Annotated in this window: 12 protein-coding genes; 6 read left to right on the top strand and 6 right to left on the bottom strand. The window is 66.9% G+C overall.

The genetic code is table 11. From position 1 onward, the window contains the following. Nucleotides 1–118: 118 nt before the first annotated feature. On the bottom strand, nt 119–1,198 hold the full coding sequence (locus ACW5EG_RS06315) for a homocysteine S-methyltransferase family protein (protein WP_457017896.1): 1,080 nt from the start codon (nt 1,196–1,198) through the stop codon (nt 119–121). Nucleotides 1,199–1,223: 25 nt separating this feature from the next. Next, nucleotides 1,224–2,153 (bottom strand): ArsR/SmtB family transcription factor, encoded by a 930-nt coding sequence (locus tag ACW5EG_RS06320; protein WP_457017897.1) that lies wholly within the window; start codon nt 2,151–2,153, stop codon nt 1,224–1,226. 164 nt (nt 2,154–2,317) lie between these two features. Between ACW5EG_RS06320 and ACW5EG_RS06325 the strand changes: the two genes are divergently transcribed. The 6 genes from ACW5EG_RS06325 to ACW5EG_RS06350 all read left to right on the top strand — a co-directional run bounded on the left by ACW5EG_RS06325 (nt 2,318) and on the right by ACW5EG_RS06350 (nt 12,704). After that, the gene (locus ACW5EG_RS06325; RefSeq protein ID WP_457017898.1) at nt 2,318–3,466 is read left to right on the top strand and encodes an acyl-CoA dehydrogenase family protein; all 1,149 of its coding nucleotides are present in this window, start codon (nt 2,318–2,320) and stop codon (nt 3,464–3,466) included. A 154-nt stretch (nt 3,467–3,620) separates the two neighbouring features. After that, nucleotides 3,621–8,597, top strand: a complete 4,977-nt coding sequence (locus tag ACW5EG_RS06330) for an NAD-glutamate dehydrogenase (protein ID WP_457017899.1) — start codon at nt 3,621–3,623, stop codon at nt 8,595–8,597. Between the two features lie 115 nt (nt 8,598–8,712). Then, entirely contained in the window at nt 8,713–9,483 is a 771-nt protein-coding gene (locus ACW5EG_RS06335) for an NAD kinase (protein WP_457017900.1), read from the top strand. An 84-nt stretch (nt 9,484–9,567) separates the two neighbouring features. Then, complete coding sequence (locus ACW5EG_RS06340) at nt 9,568–10,482, top strand: 5'-nucleotidase (protein ID WP_457017901.1); 915 nt, start codon at nt 9,568–9,570, stop codon at nt 10,480–10,482. A gap of 48 nt (nt 10,483–10,530) precedes the next feature. Continuing rightward, nucleotides 10,531–11,646 (top strand): Gfo/Idh/MocA family protein, encoded by a 1,116-nt coding sequence (locus tag ACW5EG_RS06345; protein WP_457017902.1) that lies wholly within the window; start codon nt 10,531–10,533, stop codon nt 11,644–11,646. A gap of 11 nt (nt 11,647–11,657) precedes the next feature. Then, nucleotides 11,658–12,704, top strand: coding sequence for an LLM class flavin-dependent oxidoreductase (locus ACW5EG_RS06350; protein ID WP_457021413.1), 1,047 nt, complete (start codon nt 11,658–11,660; stop codon nt 12,702–12,704). Here ACW5EG_RS06350 and ACW5EG_RS06355 read toward each other — a convergent pair. The 4 genes from ACW5EG_RS06355 to ACW5EG_RS06370 form a co-directional block, all read right to left on the bottom strand. Continuing rightward, nucleotides 12,676–13,836 carry an IS30 family transposase gene (locus tag ACW5EG_RS06355; protein ID WP_457021089.1) on the bottom strand — a complete coding sequence of 387 codons (1,161 nt, stop codon included), beginning with the start codon at nt 13,834–13,836 and terminating at the stop codon, nt 12,676–12,678. The two genes, ACW5EG_RS06350 and ACW5EG_RS06355, sit on opposite strands and share 29 nt — an antisense overlap. A gap of 283 nt (nt 13,837–14,119) precedes the next feature. Then, complete coding sequence (locus ACW5EG_RS06360) at nt 14,120–16,756, bottom strand: AAA family ATPase (protein ID WP_457021090.1); 2,637 nt, start codon at nt 16,754–16,756, stop codon at nt 14,120–14,122. Between the two features lie 1,455 nt (nt 16,757–18,211). Next, a complete protein-coding gene (locus tag ACW5EG_RS06365; RefSeq protein ID WP_457021091.1) occupies nt 18,212–18,712 on the bottom strand; it encodes a hypothetical protein in 501 nt (166 codons plus the stop codon). A 12-nt stretch (nt 18,713–18,724) separates the two neighbouring features. Then, nucleotides 18,725–21,955, bottom strand: coding sequence for a DUF6519 domain-containing protein (locus ACW5EG_RS06370; protein WP_457021092.1), 3,231 nt, complete (start codon nt 21,953–21,955; stop codon nt 18,725–18,727). Nucleotides 21,956–21,957 lie beyond the last annotated feature (2 nt).

Consider the following 21,957-nt stretch of genomic DNA (forward strand, 5'->3'; position numbering starts at 1 on the left):
GGGCAGGAGAGGGGGGGATGGCCACCAACGTGGCGCGCGCCGCGCAAGACCGCGGCATCGGCGCTGGACCAGCTGTTCGCCTTATCCGCGTGTATCCGCGTCAATCCGTGGCAAAAAATCACGCTGCCAAAGCCTCGTCCGCAGCCAGCCGTCGCGGCGCGAGCCCCGCGACCGCGTCCGCGATCGCGCGGATGTGGTCGGGCGTGGTGCCGCAGCAGCCGCCGACCAGGTTCAGCAGTCCCGACTGGGCGAACTCGCGCAGCACCGCGGCCGTCTCCTCCGGCGTTTCGTCGTAGCCGCCGAAGGCGTTGGGCAGGCCGGCGTTGGGATGGGCGCTCACCCAGCAGTCGGCCACCGTCGCCAGTGTCTCCACATGCGGACGCAGGTCCTTCGCGCCCAGCGCGCAGTTCAGGCCCACCGACAGCGGGCGGCCGTGCGCGACCGACGCGTAGAACGCCTCCGCGGTCTGCCCGGACAGGGTGCGGCCCGAGGCGTCGGTGATCGTGCCGGAGATCATCACCGGCAGCCGCCCGCCGCGATCGTCGAAGGCTTCCTCGATCGCGTACAGCGCGGCCTTGGCGTTGAGCGTGTCGAAGATGGTCTCGACCATCAGCGTGTCGGCCCCGCCGTCGATCAGGCCATCGATGGCCTCGCGGTAGGTCGTGCGCAACTCGTCGAAGCTGGTGTTGCGGAAGCCCGGGTCGTTGACATCGGGGCTGATCGAGGCGGTGCGGCTGGTCGGGCCGAGCACGCCGATCACGAAGCGCGGGCGTGACGGCGTCTTCGCCTCCACCGCGTCGCAGCACTCGCGCGCAATGCGCGCGCCTTCGCAGTTGAGCTCGTAGACCAGGTGCTCGAGGCGGTAGTCGGCCTGGCTGACCGAGGTCGCGTTGAAGGTATTGGTTTCCAGCAGGTCTGCGCCCGCCTCGAGATACGCGGTGTGGATGCCGGCGATCAGGTCGGGACGGGTGAGCAACAGCAGGTCGTTGTTGCCGCGAAGGTCGTGGCCGCCGGCGGCCGGGGCCTCGCGGGTGCTGTCATAACCGTCGACGAAGCGCTCGCCGCGATAGTCGGCTTCCTGCAGCTCGTGGCGCTGGATCATGGTGCCCATCGCGCCGTCGATGACGAGGATGCGCTCGCGCAGCGCGGCCTCCAGCAGGGCGACGCGGTCGGGATGGAGCCAGGGCAGGGTGTGCATGTGGGGCCTCGTGCGGCGATGGCGATCAGGGCTTGCGGGCGATCAGCGAGATCACCTCGAAATGCGGCGGCCGCTTCTCGCGGGTCACCGTCTCGGCGTTGAGCAGCTCCAGGCCGGCGCGCGCGACGAAGCGGCGCAGGTCCTTCTCGCCGAAGCCGAGGTTGGTGTGGCCGTAGGCCTGGACCACGTTCTGGTGCTCGTGCCGGGCCAGGCTCGACAGCAGCAGGCGTCCGCCCGGGCGCAGCACGCGCGCGGCATCCGCCACCGCCTGCGCCGGCTTGTCGGCATAGGTCAGCGCATGCATCAGCACCACCAGGTCGAATTCGCCCTCGGCGAAGGGCAGGGCGTGCATGTCGCCCTCGAGCACCTCGACGTTGCGGAAGCGGCGCAGGCGTTCGGCCGCGGCCGCGACCACGCGCTTGCTGCTGTCCACGCAGACGTAGCGGTGCGCGTGCGGCGCCAGCAGTTCAGCCAGCACGCCGTCGCCGGAGGCGATGTCGAGCACGTCCCCGGTTTCCAGCAGCGGCAGCGCGCTGCGCGCCATCGCCTCCCAGGTGCGGCCGGGCGAGTAGTGGCGCTCCATGTCGCCAGCCACCGAATCGGCCCAGTTCTGATCGGCCGCGCGCATCGCCAGCACGCTGGCCACGCGTTCGGCATCCTGGCGCAGCAGCGGATCGTCGGTGCCGGTGGACAGGGCCTGCCACAGCGCCCGCTGGGGCGGCTCCAGCGCCTCGTCGTCGAACCGGTAGTAGGCCGACACGCCCGCGCGGCGGTCGCGCACCAGACCGGCCTCCTTGAGCTTGGCCAAGTGGGTGGACACACGCGGCTGGGCTAGCCGCGTGATCGCGGAGAGCTCGGCGACGGTCAGTTCCTCGCCCTCCAGCAGCGCCAGCAGGCGCACGCGGGTGGGGTCTGCCAGCACCTTCAGCCGCGCCGACCAGGCGTCGAGGTCCATTAATATCTCCATATCGCGATATAGAGATATTCTCACGGCAGCGCTGTCGTGCGTCAAGCCGGAGGGGTTATGCCGTTTGTCGCAGGCCGGGTGAAGAAAAGCACATAGGGTTCGTTGGTGGCCCCGGCTACAATTACGTTTCTCCGGAAACAAAAGAGGGCGCCGTGGATTTCGGGTTCAACGAAGAACAGCTGATGATCCAGGATGTGGCCCGCCGGATCGCGCAGGAAAAGATCGCGCCCAGCGCGGAGCACCACGACCGCACCGGCGAATTCCCGCTGGACAACATCCGCACCCTCGGCGAGAACGGGCTGATGGGCATCGAGGTGCCGGCCGAATACGGCGGCGCCGGCATGGACCCGGTCTCCTACGTGCTGGCCATGGTCGAGATCGCCGCTGGCGATGCCGCGCACTCGACCATCATGTCGGTCAACAACTCGCTGTTCTGCAATGGCATCCTCATCCACGGCAGCGAGGCGCAGAAGCAGAAGTACGTGCGCGCGATCGCCGAAGGGGCCGAGATCGGCGCCTTCGCGCTGACCGAGCCGCAGTCGGGCTCCGACGCCACCGCCATGCGCTGCCGCGCGGTGAGGCAGGACGACGGCACCTACCTCGTCAACGGCAAGAAGAGCTGGATCACCTCCGGCCCGGTCGCCAAGTACATCGTGCTGTTCGCCATGACCGATCCCGCGCAGGGCGCGCGCGGCATCACCGCATTCCTGGTCGACGCGGACCGCGAAGGCTTCGGCCGCGGCAAGACCGAGCCCAAGCTCGGCATCCGCGCCTCGGCCACCTGCGAGATCGAGTTCAACGATTACGTGGTCCAGCCCGACGAGGTACTGGGCAAGGAAGGCCAGGGCTTCAAGATCGCCATGGGCGTGCTCGACGCCGGCCGCATCGGCATCGCCTCGCAGGCGATCGGCATCGCCCGCGCCGCCTATGAGGCCACGATCGAGTACGTGAAGGAGCGCAAGGCGTTCGGCGCGGCCATCGGCACCTTCCAGATGACCCAGGCCAAGATCGCCGACATGAAGTGCAAGCTCGACGCGTCGCTGCTGCTGACGCTGCGCGCGGCCTGGCTCAAGGGCCAGGGAAAGAAGTTCTCGGCCGAGGCCGCGATCGCCAAGCTCACCGCCTCCGAGGCGGCGATGTGGATCGCGCACCAGGCGGTGCAGATCCACGGCGGCATGGGCTACTCGAAGGAAATGCCGATCGAGCGCTATTTCCGCGACGCCAAGATCACCGAGATCTACGAAGGCACCAGCGAGATCCAGCGGCTGGTGATCGCGCGCAGCGAGACCGGCCTGCGCTGAGCACGATCATGGCCATTCCCGAACCAGACCCTGGCGCCGTGGTACGCGGCGCAGCAGCCCCCGACAGTTTTCGCGGCGCGCCCCCCAGCGGGCGCGCCACCCACCCCGGCCCGCGTGAGAACGCGGGCCTTACTCCATCCGGAGCCCGTCCGTCATGACACCCGCAAAACCCGGCAAGACCCCGGCAGCCAAGCGTGCAGGCAGGCAGCCGGCATCCCGTGCAGGCGCGCAGGCGCGCGCAGCCGGCGTGCTGGAGCCGATCTTCGATGCGATCCGCAAGCGCGCGGGCGAGGCCGGCGGCGATGACGCCAGTGCCTTCGCCGCCGCGCTCTACCGCCGCATGACCGAGGACGAACTGCCCGCGCACGCATCCGAAGCCTGGGCCGCGCTGGCCCTGGATCTGCTCGAGTTCGCGCGCAAGCGCAGGCCGGGCACGGCGCTCGTGCGCCTGTTCAACCCCAGCCGCGACAGCCACGGCTGGGACTCGCCGCGCACGGTGCTGCAGGTCGTCAACGACGACATGCCCTTCCTGGTCGATTCGGTGACCATGGCGCTGGCCGAGGCTGGCGTGGGCGTGCACGTGCTGGGCCATCCGGTGATCCAGATCGCGCGCGACAAGGCCGGGCGCCTGGCCGGCGTGGGCGAGGGGCAGGCCGAATCGGTGATGCACCTGGAGATCGACCGCCAGACCGGCGAGGGCATGTCGACGATCGAGGCCACCGTCGGCCAGGTACTGGACGACGTGCGTGCCATCGTCCGGGACTGGGCGGTGATGCGCGAGCGGATGCAGGAGGTGGCCGCCGACCTGGGCAGCCGGCGCCTGCCGGTGGGCGACGCCGCGCGCAACGAGGCGCAGGAGTTCCTGCGCTGGGCCGCGAACGACCACTTCACCTTCTTCGGATATCGCGAGTACGAACTGCGGCGCAAGGGCGGCCAGGAGCTGCTGGTGCCGGTCGAAGACAGTGGCTTGGGCCTGCTGCGCGGCGGTGGCGACGGCAAGGGCCGCCCGCTCAAGTCGCTGGCCGCGCACAACATCAGCACCGGCGGGCAGGGCGAGGTGCTGGTGCTGACCAAGACCAATGCACGCTCGACCGTGCACCGTCCCGGCTACATGGACTACATCGGCGTGCTCGGCTTCGATGCCGATGGCCGCGCCGTGTCCGAGCAGCGCTTCCTCGGCCTGTACACCTCGGCCGCGTACAACCGCCGTCCCTGGGACATCCCGCTGGTGCGCGAGCGCTACGAGTACGTGATGAGCCGCTCCGGCCTCGAGCCCAACGGGCACAGCGGCAAGGCGCTCAAGCACATCCTCGAGACGCTGCCGCGCGACGAGCTGTTCCAGTCCTCCGAGGATGAACTCTACCGCCTGGCCACCGGCGTACTCGGCCTGCAGGAGCGCGTGCGCAGCCGCCTGTTCCTGCGCCGCGACCGCTATGGCCGCTTCCATTCGGTGCTGGTGTACATCCCCCGCGACCGCTTCAGCACCGAGGTGCGCAGGCGCGTGGAGGCGATGCTGCGGCGCGTGCTGCACGCAGACCACGTCGATGCCAACGTGGCGATCGGTGAATCGCCGCTGGCGCAGGTGCACCTGATCGTGCGGCCGCGCAGCGGCGAGCAGGTCCAGGTCGACCAGGCCCAGCTCGAGCGCGAGCTGGCGGCGATCGTGCGCAACTGGCAGGAGGACCTGCGCGATGCGCTGGTCGCGCGCCAGGGCGAGGAGCGCGGCCTGGCACTGGCCAATCGCTACGGCCGCGCACTGCCGGCGGGCTATATCGAAAGCGCCACGCCGGAGATCGCCGCCGACGACGTCGAGCGCCTGGCGGCGCTCGGGGAAGACAGCGCCCTCGAGCTGTCGCTGCAGCATCTGCCGTCCCCGCCCGATGGCGAAACCGCGCTGCGCTTCAAGCTGTACCGCAGCGGCGGCGACATCGCCCTGTCGGACGCCTTGCCGTTGATGGAGAACCTCGGCCTGCGCGTGGTCACCGAGCATCCCTATCGTCTCGAGTGCGACGGCGCGCCGCTGTACATCCAGGACTTCGAGGTGGAAACCGCGGCAGCCGGGCTCGACGTCGGCCAGGTTGGCAGCGATTTCACCGAGGCCTTCGCGCGCACCTGGAGCGGCGATGCGGAGAACGACGGCCTCAACCGGCTGGTGCTCGGCGCATCGCTGACCTGGCGCCAGGTCGCGCTGCTGCGCGGCTACGCCAAGTACCTGCTGCAGGTGGGTGTGCCGTTCTCGCAGAGCTATGTCGAGGACACCTTTGTCCGCTATCCGCTGATTGCGCGGATGCTGGTCGAGCTGTTCGAGGCACGCTTCGACCCCGGCACCGGAAGTGCGGATGCCGCTGCCGGTGCCGAACGCCTGGCCGCGCAGCTGCGCGCACTGGTCGGCGGCGACGACGCGATCCGCGCCGTGCTGCAGCCGGTGGTCGATGCACGTGCCCTCGATCGCGACGCCCGCGCCGAAGCGGTGCGCCGCGCGCTCAGGGCGCTGCTGGACAACGTGTCCAGCCTTGACGAGGACCGCATCCTGCGCAGCTTCATGGGCGTGATCGACGCCACCCTGCGCACCAGCTACTTCCAGCGCGCCGGCGACGGCAGCTGCATGGAAACCATCGCCTTCAAGTTCGATCCGGCCAACGTGCCGGAGCTGCCCAAGCCCAAGCCCTACCGCGAGATCTTCGTGTACGGCCCGCGCATCGAAGGCACGCACCTGCGCTTCGGCCCGGTCGCGCGCGGCGGCCTGCGCTGGTCCGACCGGCGCGAGGACTTCCGCACCGAGGTGCTGGGCCTGGTCAAGGCGCAGATGGTGAAGAACACGGTGATCGTGCCGGTCGGCTCCAAGGGCGGCTTCATCGTCAAGCGCCCGCCGGTGGGCGGCGACCGCGATGCGCTGTTCGCCGAGGGCGTCGCCTGCTACCGGCTGTTCATCAGCGGCATGCTCGACATCACCGACAACATCGTCGAAGGCGAGATCGTGCCGCCGCGCGACGTGGTGCGCCACGACCAGGACGACCCGTACCTGGTGGTCGCCGCCGACAAGGGCACGGCCACCTTCTCCGATACCGCCAACGGCATCGCCCGCGACTACGGCTTCTGGCTGGACGATGCCTTCGCCTCGGGCGGCTCGGTGGGCTACGACCACAAGGGCATGGGCATCACCGCGCGCGGCGCCTGGGAGTCGGTCAAGCGCCACTTCCGCGCGCTGGGGCACGACTCGCAGTCGCAGGACTTCAGCTGCGTGGGCATCGGCGACATGTCCGGCGACGTGTTCGGCAACGGCATGCTGCTCTCGAAGCACATCCGCCTGGTGGCCGCGTTCGACCACCGCCACGTGTTCATCGACCCGGACCCGGACTCGGCGCGTTCCTGGGAGGAGCGCGCGCGCCTGTTCAAGGTGCCGCGTTCGAGCTGGGCGGACTATGACGCCAAGCTGATCTCCAAGGGCGGCGGCGTGTATCCGCGCACGCTCAAGTCGATCGAGATCTCGGCGCAGGCGCGCGAGGCGCTGGGCCTGCCCGAGGGCACGACCTCGATGGCGCCCAACGCACTGCTGTCGGCGGTGCTCAGGGCGCCGGTCGATTTGCTGTGGAACGGCGGCATCGGCACCTATGTCAAGGGCAGCGTCGAGCAGCACGCCGACGTCGGCGATCGCGCCAACAACGCGATCCGCGTCGATGGCCGCGACCTGCGCTGCCGCGTGATCGGCGAGGGCGGCAACCTGGGCATGACCCAGCTCGGCCGCATCGAGGCCGCGCGCAACGGCGCGCTGCTCAACACCGACTTCATCGACAACTCGGCCGGCGTCGACACCTCCGACCACGAGGTCAACATCAAGATCCTGCTCAACGCCCAGGTGCGTGACGGCAAGCTCAAGATGGACGCGCGCAACAAGCTGCTGGCCTCGATGACCGACGAGGTCGCGCAGCTGGTGTTGTGGGACAACTACCGCCAGAACCAGGCGATCAGCCTGATGGAGCGGATGAGCGTGTCGCGGCTGGGCTCCAAGCAGCACTTCATCCGCACGCTCGAGCAGCAGGGCCTGCTCGACCGGCAGATCGAGTACCTGCCCTCCGACGCGGAGATCGCAGATCGCAAGAGCCGCGGCGAAGGACTGACCCGGCCGGAACTGGCGGTGCTGCTGTCGTACTCCAAACTGGTCGCCTTCGACGAACTGCTGCGCTCGGACGTGCCCGAGGACCCGTACCTGTCCAAGGAGCTGCAGCGCTACTTCCCGCAGCCGCTGCAGAAGAAGTACGCCGGGGCGATGGAGGAGCATCGGCTCAAGCGCGAGATCATCGCCACCGCGGTCACCAACACGATGATCAACCGCATGGGCGCGACCTTCCTGCTGCGCATGCAGGAAGACAGCGGCCGCAGCTATGGCGAGGTCGCCAAGGCCTTCACCATCACCCGCGAAACCTTTGAGGCGCGCCCGCTGTGGATCGCCATCGATGCGCTTGACGGCAAGGTCGCCGAGGCAGTGCAGATCGACGCCCTGCTGGTGATCTGGAACCTGCAGCGTTCGTTCACCCGCTGGCTGCTCTCCCGCGCCGGCGCCATCCCGGACATCACCACCGCCGTCGATCGATACCACAACGGCTTCCGCGACATCCGTGCGGGCGAAAGCATCCTGCCCGACTCGATGCGTCCCGAGTACGAGGCCAGCCTGGCCGACTGGCTCGGCAAGGGCGTGCCGGCTGACCTGGCCGGGCAACTCGCCGCGCTGCCGTACCTGGAGCCCTGCGCCGACATCATCGAGCTGGCAACCGAGCGCAAGCGCAAGCCCATGGACGTGGCCAAGCTGCACTTCCGTGTCGGCGAGGCGCTGCGCGTGCCGTGGCTGACCCGTCAGATCGACGCGCTGGAAGTGGACGGCCGCTGGCATGCCGTCGCACGCGGCGCGTTGCGCGAGGAACTGGCCGCGCAACAGCGCATCATCGTCGGCCAGGTGCTCGAGTGCCCGGGCAACAACGCCGAGGCCAAGGTGCGCAACTGGCTGGAGCGCGACGACCCGGCGCTGCGCTTCACCCTGGCGATGCTGGCGGAACTTGCGGCGCACAAGACCGTGGACTACCCGACCGTCTCGGTCGCCGTCCAGCGCCTGTCGCAGCTGGCCCAGCGCGGCTGACCAAAGCCGGCCGCGGCCAATGCCGCGGCCGGATGCGGGAATGCCGCGCGCGGCCGTCCCAGCGACATCGCTCCCTCCGCGCTATCCTGCACGGTCACACGCGCAGGAGCCGCCGATGAGCACGACGCCCCGCATCGCCTTTCTCGCCAGCCAGACCGACGACGCACGCGCCGCGCTGGACACGCTGGTCGAGCGGCACGGCCAGTGCGAGCCGGACGACGCCGACGTGCTGTGCGCACTGGGCGGCGACGGCTTCATGCTGCAGACCCTGCACCGCCACGGCAGCCTCGGCAAGCCGGTGTTCGGCATGAAGCTGGGCACCGTCGGCTTCCTGATGAACCAGTACCGCATCGACGACCTGCTCGAGCGCATCGCCGCCGCCGAACCGGCCGTGCTGCATCCGCTGGAGATGATCGCCCAGACCGAATCGGGCGCCACCGTCGGTTCGCTTGCCTACAACGAGGTCTCGTTGCTGCGCCAGACCCGCCAGGCCGCGCACCTGTCGATCGAACTCAACGGCAAGCTGCGTCTGGACGAACTGATCGCCGACGGCGTGATGGTGGCCACCGCGGCCGGCAGCACCGCCTACAACTATTCCGCGCACGGCCCGATCCTGCCGCTGGGTGCCAACGTGATCGCGCTCACCCCGATTGCCGCCTTCCGTCCCCGTCGCTGGCGCGGTGCACTGCTCAGGTCCGACACCGAAGCGCGCTTCCGCGTGCTCGATCCCTACAAGCGCCCGGTCAGCGCCACCGCCGACTCGCACGAAGTCCGCGACGTGGTCGAAGTGATGATCCGCGAATCCCGCGAACGCACCGTGCGCCTGCTGTTCGACCCTGCACACAACCTCGAAGAACGCATCCTCAGCGAGCAGTTCGAGGCCTGAACCCCGCCGTTCCTGCTCACGCCAGCGGAGGAGCGCGGCCGCCCCATCTCACCCCCCGCGACGCCCCCGCGCCATACTCCCCCCATGCCAGCAACAGAACCCGTCGCCGTCCTCACCATCGCGATCTCCTCGCGCGCGCTGTTCGACCTCGAGGACAGCCACGACCTGTTCGAACGCGAAGGCATCGACCGCTACGCCGAATACCAGCGCAGCCGCGAGGACGAGATCCTCGAACCCGGAATGGCCTTCCCGCTGGTGCGCAAGCTGCTCGCGCTCAACGTCGATGCACCGGCCGACGCCCCGCGCGTCGAGGTGATCCTGCTCTCGCGCAACTCCGCCGACACCGGCCTGCGCGTGTTCAACTCCATCCAGCACCACAAGCTCGACATTGCGCGTGCCACCTTTACCTCCGGCGAGCCCACCTGGACCTACATCCGTCCCTTCGGCGCGCAGCTGTTTCTCTCGGCCAATCCCGAGTCGGTGCGCCTGGCCCTGGCCAACGGCGTCGCCGCCGCCACCATCCTCCCCGAGCGCGACCGCCCTGGCACCCTGCCCAAGGAACAGATCCGCATCGCCTTCGACGGCGACGCGGTGATCTTCGGCGACGAAGGCGAGCGTGTCTCGCGCGAGGGCGGCATCGCCGCCTTCCACCTCCACGAGATCGAGCGCGCCCGCGAACCCCTGTCCGGCGGCCCCTTCCGCGCCTTCCTCTCCGCGCTGCACGACCTGCAGGCCGCGTATCCCGCCGGCCAGGCGGCACCGATCCGCACCGCCCTGGTCACCGCCCGCTCGGCGCCCGCACACGAACGCGTGATCCGCACCCTGCGCGAATGGGGCGTGCGCCTGGACGAAGCGCTGTTCCTCGGCGGCCGCGCCAAGGGCCCGTTCCTGGAAGCCTTCGGCGCCGACATCTTCTTCGACGACTCGCGACACAACATCGACAGCGCCAGGCAGCACGTGCTGGCAGGGCATGTGCCGCATGGAGTGTCGAACGCGTAGGTCGGGTCGGCACGAAGCCTGTCTTCCCACCTTTATCGGGAGTTCTCCATGAACAAGCGAATCCGCGTCGGCATCATCGGACTCAATCCCGGCATCCACTGGGCCGCGATGGCGCACATGCCCGCATTGGCGGCGCTTGCGCACGACTACGAAGTGGTCGGCGTTGCCAACACCAGCCTTGCCAGCGCCCAACGTGCCGCAGAGGCGTTCGGCCTGCGCCATGCCTTCGAGAACGCGCAGGCGCTGGTGGCGTCGCCGGAGGTGGACCTGGTCGTCATCACCGTCAAGGTGCCGCATCACCATGCACTGGTGACCGCAGCATTGAACGCGGGCAAGCATGTCTATTGCGAATGGCCGCTCGGCAACGGCCTTGCGGAGGCGCGCGAACTGGCCGAGCTTGCGCAGGCCCGCGGCGTGGTCGCCGCGGTCGGCACGCAGATGCGCGTCGCGCCCGAGGTCGAGCATCTGCGACAGCTCATCGCCGATGGCTATGTCGGCCAGGTGCTGTCGACGACGCTGATCGGCAACGGTGGCCAGTGGACCGGGCAGACCGATGCCGCCCACGCCTATCTCGAGGATGTCCGCAACGGGGCCACCCTGCTCAGCATTCCGCTGGGGCATACACTCGCAGGCGTCCGCGACGTCCTCGGCGGCTTCGCGAGCATCTCCGCGCAGCTGATCGTCCGTCGCACGAGCACGCATGTCACGGATAGCGACGAGACCATCGCCAGGACCACGCCCGACCAGGTGCTCGTGCAGGGCACCCTCGAGAGTGGCGCGGCGTATTCGATCCATTACCGCGGTGGCGTCTCGCGCGGCATCAACCTGCTATGGGAGATCAATGGCACCGAAGGCGACATCCAGGTGACCGCGGCCAGCGGCCACGCCCAGCTGACGCAGCTCTCGGTGCGCGGCGCACGCGGCGGTGCCACCGAGCTGGTGCCACTGATGCCGCCCGCCAGCGCCTACGAGGGTTGGCCGGAGGACGTGATGGCCCGCAACGTGGCCCGCATCTATGCGCTGGTGGCCGCCGACATCCGCACGGGCACGCGATCCGCACCCGATTTCAACGACGCGGTCGCGCTGCACGAAACCCTTGATGCGATCGAACGCAGTGCCGCCTCGCACACGCCAGGCGCAGTCTCTCCGGAGTTGTCCCGATGAATACCCAAGCCATGCCGCGCTTGTCGATCCTCGAACTTGGCCGCGTGCGCGAAGGCGGCGACCGCCGCACCGCGCTCGACGAGGCGCGCGAACTCGCCCGCCAGGCCGAGGACTGGGGCTACCAGCGCTTCTGGATCGCCGAACACCACAACATGCCGGCGGTCACCACCGCGGCGACCTCGCTGGTGATCGCCCACGTCGCCGCCGGCACGCGCAAGATTCGCGTCGGCGCGGGCGGGGTGATGCTGCCCAACCACGCGCCCTACATCATCGCCGAGCAGTTCGGCACGCTGGCGACGCTGTTCCCCGGCCGCATCGACCTCGGCCTCGGCCGCGCGCCGGGCACCGACCAGTTGACACTGCGCGCGCTGCGCCGCCCGCCGGGCAATTCCGACAACTTCCCGCAGGACGTGCAGGAACTCCAGGCCTGGCTGGCGCCGGTGCAGCCGGGCCAGCGCATCGAGGCGGTGCCCGGCTCGGGCACCGAAGTGCCGCTGTGGATCCTCGGTTCCAGCCTGTTCGGCGCCCAGCTCGCGGCCGAGCTCGGCCTGCCGTTCGGCTTTGCCTCGCACTTCGCGCCGCAGGCACTGGACCAGGCGCTGGCCATCTACCGCGAGCGCTTCAAACCGTCGGCGCAGCTCGACCGGCCCTACGCGCTGGTGGGCGTGAACATCGTCGCTGCACCCACCGATTCGGAAGCGCGGCACCTGGCCACCAGCCAGCAGATGTCGTTCACCGACATCTTCCGCGGCACCCGCGGCCTCACCCAGCCGCCGATCGACGACATCGAGGCCTACTGGACCCCGCAGGAGAAAGTGCAGGCTTCGAGCATGCTGGCGCACAGCATCATCGGCAGCCCGGACACGGTGCGCGCCGGCATGCAGGCGCTGACCGAACGCACCGGCGCGGACGAACTGATGGTGGTCTCGGACGTGTTCGATTTCGAGGCAAGGCTGCGCTCGTTCCAGATGACCGCGGAGATCGCGGGAGTGCACCCGCAGTCGCTGATGTCCGCTCCTGGCGGTGGATTCAACTGGTCAACGCAACACATTGACTGAACATCTCAGCCGGCGTTTGAAAGCCAAGAGTCTTCCTCGGTCGTTCGTTCAATTGCCGCGCGATGGCATTGAGTTTTGCCTGCGGAAGATCAGACACGTCGATGCCCTTGGGTAAGTACTGCCTGAGCAAGCCATTGGTGTTCTCGTTGCTGCCACGCTGCCAAGGGCTCCGCGGGTCGCAGAAGTAGACCTGGATATCCGTCGCCAGCGTGAATTGCTTGTGCGCCGCCATTTCCTTGCCTCGATCCCAAGTCAGGGACTTGTACAGTTCCTGAGGCAGCTTGTGGGCATGTTTGATCAAGGCGCCGACAACGGTCGCGGTGTCCTTTCCAGCGACCTTGACCAGCATCACGTAGCGCGTCTGGCGCTCAACCAGCGTGGCAATTTGGCTGTTGCGACTGCCGAATACCAGGTCGCCTTCCCAATGACCAGGAACTGCTCGATCTTCGATACAAGCAGGTCGCTCGCTGATCGAAATGGCGTCGACGATCTGACCATGAATGCTGGTCTTCTGAGTGTAGTGGCGCGAACGTCTCATGCCTCGAGTGCGCCGGAGATGTTGCAGCAACTCCTTTTTCAAGGCGCCGCGGGCCTGAATAAAGAGGCTGCGATAGATGGTCTCGTGTGACACGTTATGGCTCTCGTCACCCGGATAAGTATGCTTGAGCCAACCTGCGATTTGCTCCGGAGACCAGAGCATGCGCAGCTTCTCGGCCACAATGCGAGCCAACGGACGGTTCTTGCGCAATCTGCATTGCTTTGGACGCCGCGCTCGATTCCAAGCCTCTTCATCGGCCTGGTTTGCACGGTAGCCTTCGCAGCCACCATTGCGCTTGATCTCTCGGCTGATCGTGGATGGCGCCCTCCCGAGCCGGGCCGCCGTTGATCGGATCGACTCGCCCGCCACCATCGCACGCGAGATCTCCTCGCGTTCGGCCAGCGTGAGCGCAGTCGGCGCGCGTGATCGCCCCGGCGGCCGGAAGCCACCTGTTTGCGCAAGTATCTGGTGGATCGATGTGTGGGGTCGATCGAAGAGCTTTCCGATCTCATGCAGCGTCCAGCCTTGCTTCCAGCGCTCCCACATCAGCGCCTTCTGGCTGTCTGAATAATAGATCCGTGGTCGTCGCTTCATCCGCAACACTCCTTCCGCTTGCGCGGTGGTTAGTGTGTTGCATCGACCGGTTGAATCCACCGCCGTGAGCGGCCGCTAACCCGCGCAGAGCGACCGAGCCGGGGCTAAAGTCTACTCCCAGGTACGAACGACCATCATCTCAGATGACGAGGACGGGCGACGATATCGTCAGCGAGTCAAAAGTCAGGGCTGGTATCGCAATCCGTGGCCCGGAAAGCAAGTCCTGACGCGGGCGAAAATCAACAAGCTGCTAGTTCCTGTTCCCAAATAAGGGATGGAGCTCTTAGCTCCTGCGCAGTGCATTTCGCTTCGCCCGGTGCGGCGTTAGCGTCATCTTTTCAAATTCCGAATTCCGCGCCTTGCACCCTTCGAACACAGGTCGGATCGCCTTAAGCCGCTCAAGTAGCTCCAAAGGATGGGGAACTTCTTGTTGGCTATCGGAAGGTGTGTCGTGAGCTGCTATCACGCCGCTGCATTCGTCGTGAAGCTCAACGATTGCTTTCCAGTCTTCCATGGTGAATCCAATGACAGCGCCCACGTTCTCGATCTTGACTTGGTCAGCGAATGGATGAACAACGTCATACAGGACAACTTCACGAATTCCGCGCTCCAGCGCACCGCGAAGCATCGCGTAAAGCGTTCGTACGTGAAGACATTCAGCATTGTTGAGCTGATCATTGCACGATTCTTCAAGATCCGTTGCCTCCTTGCGGATGCGGTCTAGCTGTGGAAAGAACTTCTCGTTTTCCCATGCCAGACCCTTAACGACAGAGCCTGGTCGCTGCGATGCCCACTCAACTGTTTGAAGTACCGGTTCCATGCCCTGCCCATTGGCGGCCATCCGAAGTTCCGTCAGGAACACGGCGTCGTGGGTGAAGACGATGACCTGCCTTTCTTTGGCTAGCTCGACCAGGCGTTTGGCCATCTTCTTTCGGAAGCGATGATCCAGCGATGTAGAAGGATCGTCGAAGACTAAGGTGGACTTGTCCCCACGCAGCTGCACTTCCGCCAAGAACATCGCTAGGCCCATGGCCCTTTGCTCCCCCTCCGACAGGATCGTCCCGGGTGGAGAGTTGGTGTTCTCCAACGTCAGGGTGATCATATTCTCCCCGTACTGGGTTCGAGACTTCATTGCCGGCTTCTGCGATCGAGCGCCCAGCCATCCAAGCTCTGCCTTCATGGCTCCCAGCAGTTCTTCCGTGATGTATTTCTGCGACATCTTGGTTATGCGGACCGACAACGCCTTCGTTTGGAGCTGGTCTTCCAGTGATTTCAAACTTCTGACCGTGCGCGCGTCCTGAACATACTTCTCGACCAGTGGCAGGACCGCCGCCAAACCTCGGTTAGCCGCTAGGCTTGTCTTCTCAGTGGTAAGCGTTTGGATCCGCGTCTGATCTTTTGCAGTACGCAGCTCAACGGCTTTGGCTCTGCAGACGGCAGCCTTCGCGGTAAGAACTTCAGAAAGGGAGGGCTGCGGCGCAGTTGCGGGTCGAGGACAGCACCAATTGCCTGTCGCATACGCCCGTGAGGCCCACTGCTGTCTAGCAAACCATGCCTTCTGGTGGGCTGCAATCAGGTCGGAAGTGGCGGCATCAAGCTCTCGCAAGTCCGCAAGGGTCGCCTCATCGACGACATCGGCGCTGCCATCTCTCACCTTCTGCACTGCATTGGATAGTGCCGCGCTGGCAGCGTTCAGTGCGGTTGCCGCTTCGCTCCCAACGTAGGTTCGGAAGCGTTCCAGCCGTTCACTAGCACTTTCCGCAAGCGGTTGCTGGCAAAGGACGCAATGCGCATCTTCGTCGGTTGAAGGGTGGTGCTCGGCATGGGGGTAGACCTGCGCAGAGAACGCTTCGGCAGCCCTGAAGAGGCTCTTCCAAGTATCGCTGCCCGTGCCAGTAAGCTCGTTGCCATCCTCCCCCTGGAGAAGGGCTTGGGCTAACCGGTCTGCATCCATGGCCGCAAGGACCGCGGCATGTAGCTCCTGCAGCCTGTCCACAGCCCGATCCGAGGACACGCTTTCAATGCTTCGGCATTTCGTCGCCGCCTGGTCGAGTCGCGTGGCCAGGCCATCCTTTGCTTTAGCATGGGGTTCCAGATCCAGGTTGGTCAGTAGCTGATCGATTTCAACGATGCGGGCTTCGTGTTCCTGGTTGAACACGCCCAGCTGCCGGATATGGTCAAGGTCGGTGTCGGCGGACAAGCTCTGAATGGCTTCGCCGACGGGGTGCGCGCCCTTGAGAGCGGCGAATAGAGAGCCATCCAGGCGGACTTCTTCGCGTTCGTCCTTGATGCTTGCCTGCAAGCGCATCATGCCCTGGGTAAGCTCCGCCAGCTGTGGGAGCCCATAGGGCTGGTAATCGCAGTTCCCCTCCTGGGTGATGTAGGCCTCGCTGCAATGGCTGTCGTATACGGCCACCATCCCTAAGCGGCTGTCGGCCTGCGTGCCCTCCTGCCAGTCATAGAAGCGCGAGTTCCCTTCCTCATCCAACACAACGATCCCCGCGCTGGGCGTGCCAGGCGATTCGGTAAAGGCGTTAGGTAGGACTGCAACCGATCGGCGCGCTCGGCATGCTCGCTTCAAGACTCGGGAATAGCCCGACTTACCGGCGCCATTCGTGCCGAACACGATGTTCAGCCCTTCGTGACTGAACTGAATCCCGCTTCCCGGGGCGAACTGATTGACGTGCTGGAGATCTCGCAGCTCCGTCAGCACCGTAGTATGGCCATCCCCCAGCGTCGGGATGTGGGAGGCGTCCAATAGGATCGGATTGGGGGCGCCTTCAGTTTCCTCCAGCATGGCCCTTATCTCGGCCAGATCCTGTTCCCCGATCTCACCCGCGGCAAAAATGCGGCGCATGGCATCGCTTTGCCACGCCGGCCAGTCGGCTGACATGTCCAGTAGCTCTTCGAGTAATCCCATGGCAATCGACGCATAGGTCCGGATGCGGACCTTCCCCTAAGCCCAGATTAGCCGGTCTTGGACGAAATTCATCGTGCGACCAAGAAAACCCTGCGCTCCGAGGAATATCCGCTTCTGCAGACCGACGACCTTAAGCAGCGGGTGTCGCGGGCGGTCCGACAACACAGTGGGTCTGTCCTTACCCCCTGTGCCGGCCAAACGTGCATCAATCCAGCCGCGAGATCCACATCTTTGACCTTGAGGGCCATACTCGGTGACATCGGATCGAGAAGCGGTAGGTGTCCTCGGTCCGGTGGCTCAGGTGTCGGCGGCGGCAGACCGTGGACCCCTGGTCCATGAGCTCGGGGGCCGGGATCTCGCGACTTGTTCACCTCCAGACGGGTAGCTCCTTGGGAGCGGCTACCGAACAGTTCGTTCAAGCCGAACCCGCTGCACGGGTTGGCTTAAATCAAGTGCTAGGGTGCGCAATGAAAAGACTCGGCGGATGGTGGCGCTTATGGATTGTTCTTACGGTGATTTATGGCGCTACAGTTATTGCCGCCCTCAACCCGGAATGGTCAAGTGCGTCCGACGTTGCGCACGGCCCTTGGCTCACTTATAGAATGAGCGCAGAGTCCCAACGACTACTGCAACAACCCACACCCACAATGAAGGATCTTATCCAGTCATTGCGGCGGGCTGACCGAGTTGGAGATGTGGAGAGTGCGCGGGCGCTCGCTCAAAAGATCAGAACTGCCCAAGACAGTCCGTGGACACTATCTCCAATTGTTGCAACTGGGCCAAACGGACATACGTTTCACCTTCCTGCGAGCAGTTCTAAGGCCGAAGTAGCTGCCTTTGCCGATGATTACGCCCGAGTCCTGATAGAGGAAGCAGCTGATCGAAAATCAAGGTCAGTCAGGTTCTTCGTTCTAGTGCTTACCATCCCACCAGTACTTCTTCTGATCCTTGCTCTTTCCTCTGCATGGGTATGGCGGGGGTTTCAGCGTGGTCAAAGCACCCGGTGAATTCAACCACCAAGTGCGGCACGGCTTCGGCGTTAGGAGCCATCAATGCTCTCCCGCTCCGCAAAGGTGGCTTTTCTGTTCCTCGCGACATCGGGGGCTGTGGGCTGCGGGCCACGGAACCTTGCCGTCGAAGAGTGCCACCTCGCCCGGGACCGAGAAATGGCGTTCCTAGCTTCTCTGTATCCAAACACTGATCAGAAATGGGCCACTGACAGGTCTGACAAGGCTGTCGCCACGTGCATTGCTGGAGAGACATATGACCGCAGCGACTTGGAGTGCATTACGGCGCTCGCACTGAGATGGCACTGAGCCGCTGCATGGCCCAAGCTCATGAGGAGCGGGGTTCGTAGCCATTTGGCGCGGGCCTGACAGTCGATCGAGCGACGCCGCTTCGTGGCGAATTGCCAAATGTTCGCTCCTAGCAATAGCTGACGCCAAGCCCGCCCCATCACCCCAACAACTCCCGCAGCTTCTTCAACTCCTCCGCCGCTCCCTTCTTCAGCGCCTCCAGCTGCGGCGTCAATTCCTTCGATTCCTTCGACGCCGCGCTTGCGCGGCTTGCCACCGTGTCCAGGCGCTCGCGCAGGGCGCTGTCCTCGTCGGACAGCTTGCGGATCGCGGCGCTCTTGAACAGCTTGCCGACTTCCTTTTCCTGGGCCTCGGCGGCGGCCAGGGCGTCGGTGGCGCGGGTGGTGCCTTCGCGCAGGGCGGTGGCGACTTCCCTGGCGAAGAGATCGAAGCCGTCGTCGCCGGCCTTCTCGCCTTCGGCCTGGTAGCCGGGGGAGTCGGGCACCAGCAGCACGGCGCCCTTGCCGACGCGCTGCAGGTCGAGGTGGGGGTTGAGGGCGCGCAGGCGATCGAGCGCAGCGGGTTCGCTGGTGCCGTCTTTCACCAGTTGGGCGGTGAGGGCCTGCAGCGAGGTGTCCTGCTTGATGACGAGGAAGCGCATCGGGGTGCTCCTTCAGGCGGTGATGTTGAGCGCGGTCCACTGCGCAGGCAGCGGCTCGATGCCGTGGCTGGTGATGTTGCCCACGGCGGCGACGGACTGGGCGGCCAGCTGCACGGTCGGCTTGGTGACGCTGCGGGCGCGGTTGGCGCTCATCACCAGCAGCGGGGCGCGCAGGCGCACGGCCGGGTTCTCGCCGTTGTCGAACAGTTCGCAGCAGTTGTCGCTGAACATGATTTCGGCGCCGGCCTGCACCTCCACCGCGACCGAGCCGCCGCGCGCGAGCAGCATGTTGCCGATCACGGTGGCCACCGATCCGCGCGCCAGCACCGAGGCCGCGAACAGATCGCTTGCGGCGGTGGCGATATAGGCGCGGTCGCCCGAGAGCACCAGGGTGCGGCGCGCGTCCAGGCGCACGGTGGACAGGTTGACGGTGTGGTGCACGGCTGCGGCGGCAACGCTCAGGTCGACGTCGGCGACGGCCTCGTTGGCCACGCGTGCGCCTACGCCGCCCACCAGCAGGGCGTACCAGGGGCTGGTGCCGGCCTGCGTGCCGTCGTCGCGCTGCACCTGGTTGTGCGCGATCTCGGTGCGGTCCAGTGGCGCCTGCACCAGCAAGCCGACGCCCGCGCCGGCGAAATCGCCCACCGGCCCGATGCCGCTCACTTCGTTGCCGTGGATGCGCGAGCGGCTGACGCCGGTGGCGACGATGCCGGCCGACAGCGAGACGCGCTGCTCGCCACCGCGGGCGATTTCGCGGACCTGATTGCCGGCGATGGTGGCCGCGGCGGTGCGCAGCACCGCGATGCCGGCGACGATCGTGGCCTTGGCCTCGCCCGGCGCACCGGTGATGTCGCGCACGTGGTTGTTCTCGATGCTGGCCGAATCGGACTCGGCGTCCTCGGTCATGACGATGCCGTTGCCGCAGTCGCGCACCACGTTGAGCTTGACGATCAGGTCGCCGACGCGTGCGCGGATCGCGATGCCGGTGTTGCGAAAGCCGCTGACCTGGTTGGCCAGCACGTGCACCTGCGCCGCACCGGCGCGGTCGAGCCCGGGCACCAGGGCGATGCCGTCGTTGCCGTCGACATGCGGCGTGTCGCCGGTGCCGTGCACGCGATTTCCGTCGATCCAGGCGTTGCCGGTGCCGCAGACGATGCCGTGGCCGCGCAGGTTGAGGTTGTTGCCCTCCACCCGCAGCGAACTGCCTGCGGTGGCCAGCCCGCGCACCAGCACGCCGTGCGAGGGGCATTGGGTGAACTGGTTGTCGCCGATGCGGGTGTCCCACAGGTGCCCGACGCTGCCGTCGAAGGCGATGCCGTTGCGCTGGCAGGAGAGGATGTTGTGTTCGATCGCCAGCGCACCGAGCAGGGCGAAGGCGGGGCCGCCCTCGTTGCCGGTCTCGGTGCGGATGCCATCGGGCGCGATGAACAGGCTGTCTCGAATCGTGATTGCCGCGCACAGGCCCGACAGCGCCACCGCGGCGCTGCGCCGGTCGCGGATGCCGTCGTAGACGAACACCAGCAGCTCGCGCAGGGTCACGCCGAGTGCGGTCTGGATGCGGATAGCGGATTCCAGGCCGGCCGACAGCACGGAGAGTTTTTCGATGCAGATCGCCATGCCGGTCTCGATGACGAAGGCCGAGCCGGGCGCGGTGACCATCGTGGTGGCGCCCTGACCGCGGATGGTGATGGCGCGCGCGCCGCGCAGGAACACCGGCTCCTGCAGCGCGTAGTTGCCCGGGGTCAGGCACACAGTGCCGCCGCGGTCGCGCAGGCGGTCGACGGCGCCCTGGATGGTCAGCTGGCCGCTGGCGTGCGATTCGGGGGTGACGCACTGGCTGCAGCCGCAGTCGTCGCCGCCGGCGGGCGGCCAGGACGTGCGGCAGTCGCTGACGCTGCCTGCGGCGACGTCCCAGATGCCCAGGCGCGCGTGGTGGTGGTGGGTGCCGCGCGGAGGTGCTGCGACAAGCGCCTCGACGCTGGCATCGGCGGTGCGCGCGGCAAACGTCCACCAGTCGCCGCGGCGGAAGCCGCGATTGCCGACGCTGGAGAACGCCACGGTCACGCCGTGCTCCAGGATCAGCTCGATGCCTGCGGCGGGGACGGCGATCAGGCCGGTGGAACCCGCTGCATCGAGGTCCTGGACCTGTGCGGTGGTGCCGGTGCCGGTCACGCGGAACACCTTGCCGGCCTGGTCCCAGCGGCGCACGCGCAGGTTGCGCTGCGCAGGCAGGGCGTCGTCGGGGAAGGCCGGCGGCAGCATGTCGGCCGGCAGCGCGGGCGCGAAGCTGGCGCGGCGGTTGCCGGGGTCGGCGATCGAGAGCCGGCGCAGTTCGCCCGGCCGCTGCGCGAACTCGCGCACATCGTCGAGGATCTCGACCCAGTCGCCGTCATGCAGGCCCAGCACCTCGTCGCGGCCGAGCGTCTCGAGCTCAAGTTCGGTCGACGACACGTATGCGGCCACGCGCGCGCCGACGCTGGCGTTCTCGCGCGACCACTTGAAGGTCGCGCCGGCGCCGGGCAGGCCGGGGTCGTGGATCTCGACCCGATAGAGCTGGTTCTCCAGGCCGCGGTATCCGCCGGTGGGCGGCAGCTCGCAGGGATCGCTCAGCGGTGGCACCTCGTAGGTGCCCGTGCTCAGGCGGCCCTCCGCCGGCGCGATCAGCGCGCTCCAGCCGGGAAGTTCGGCGTCGGGCGTGGCGCAGCTGGTGCCGGCGTCGAGCGTCTCGTCGAGCAGGCGCACCTGCCACACGGTCTGCAGCCGCGAACTGGCGTCGACCCCGACCGCGCTTTCGACCAGGGACGGGTTTTCGAGCGCGGTGACTTCGCGGTTCCACACGTCCAGGTAGACCAGGTGGCGGCCGGCCTCGGGCAGGCCGGGGGGAGAGGGCAGGTAGGGCTGCGCGTCGTAGGCCAGCGGGTCGACGGCGTGGGGTTCGGCCAGCAGCGGATCGAATGCGAGCTCACCGCCGCCATGGTTCTCGGCGAGCAGGCCGTCGACGTAGAGGCGGCCGCGGCCGATCTCCAGGCTGCCTGCGCTGGCGGTGATGCGGAAGGCGTCGGGGGTGGTCTGCGACACGGTCGCGCGCCCGAGCACGTCGCTGGCGAGCGCACGCAGGCGGCGGTCGAGCACCGCGACCAGTTCGTTGGCGTCCGCGTCGAGCAGCACGCCGCCCTGCTTGAGCTGCACGCCGGACCAGTCGAGCAGGGGATCATGACGGATGCGGGAGAGGTCGGTGGCCATGG

The organism is Luteimonas sp. A611 (assembly GCF_054072715.1).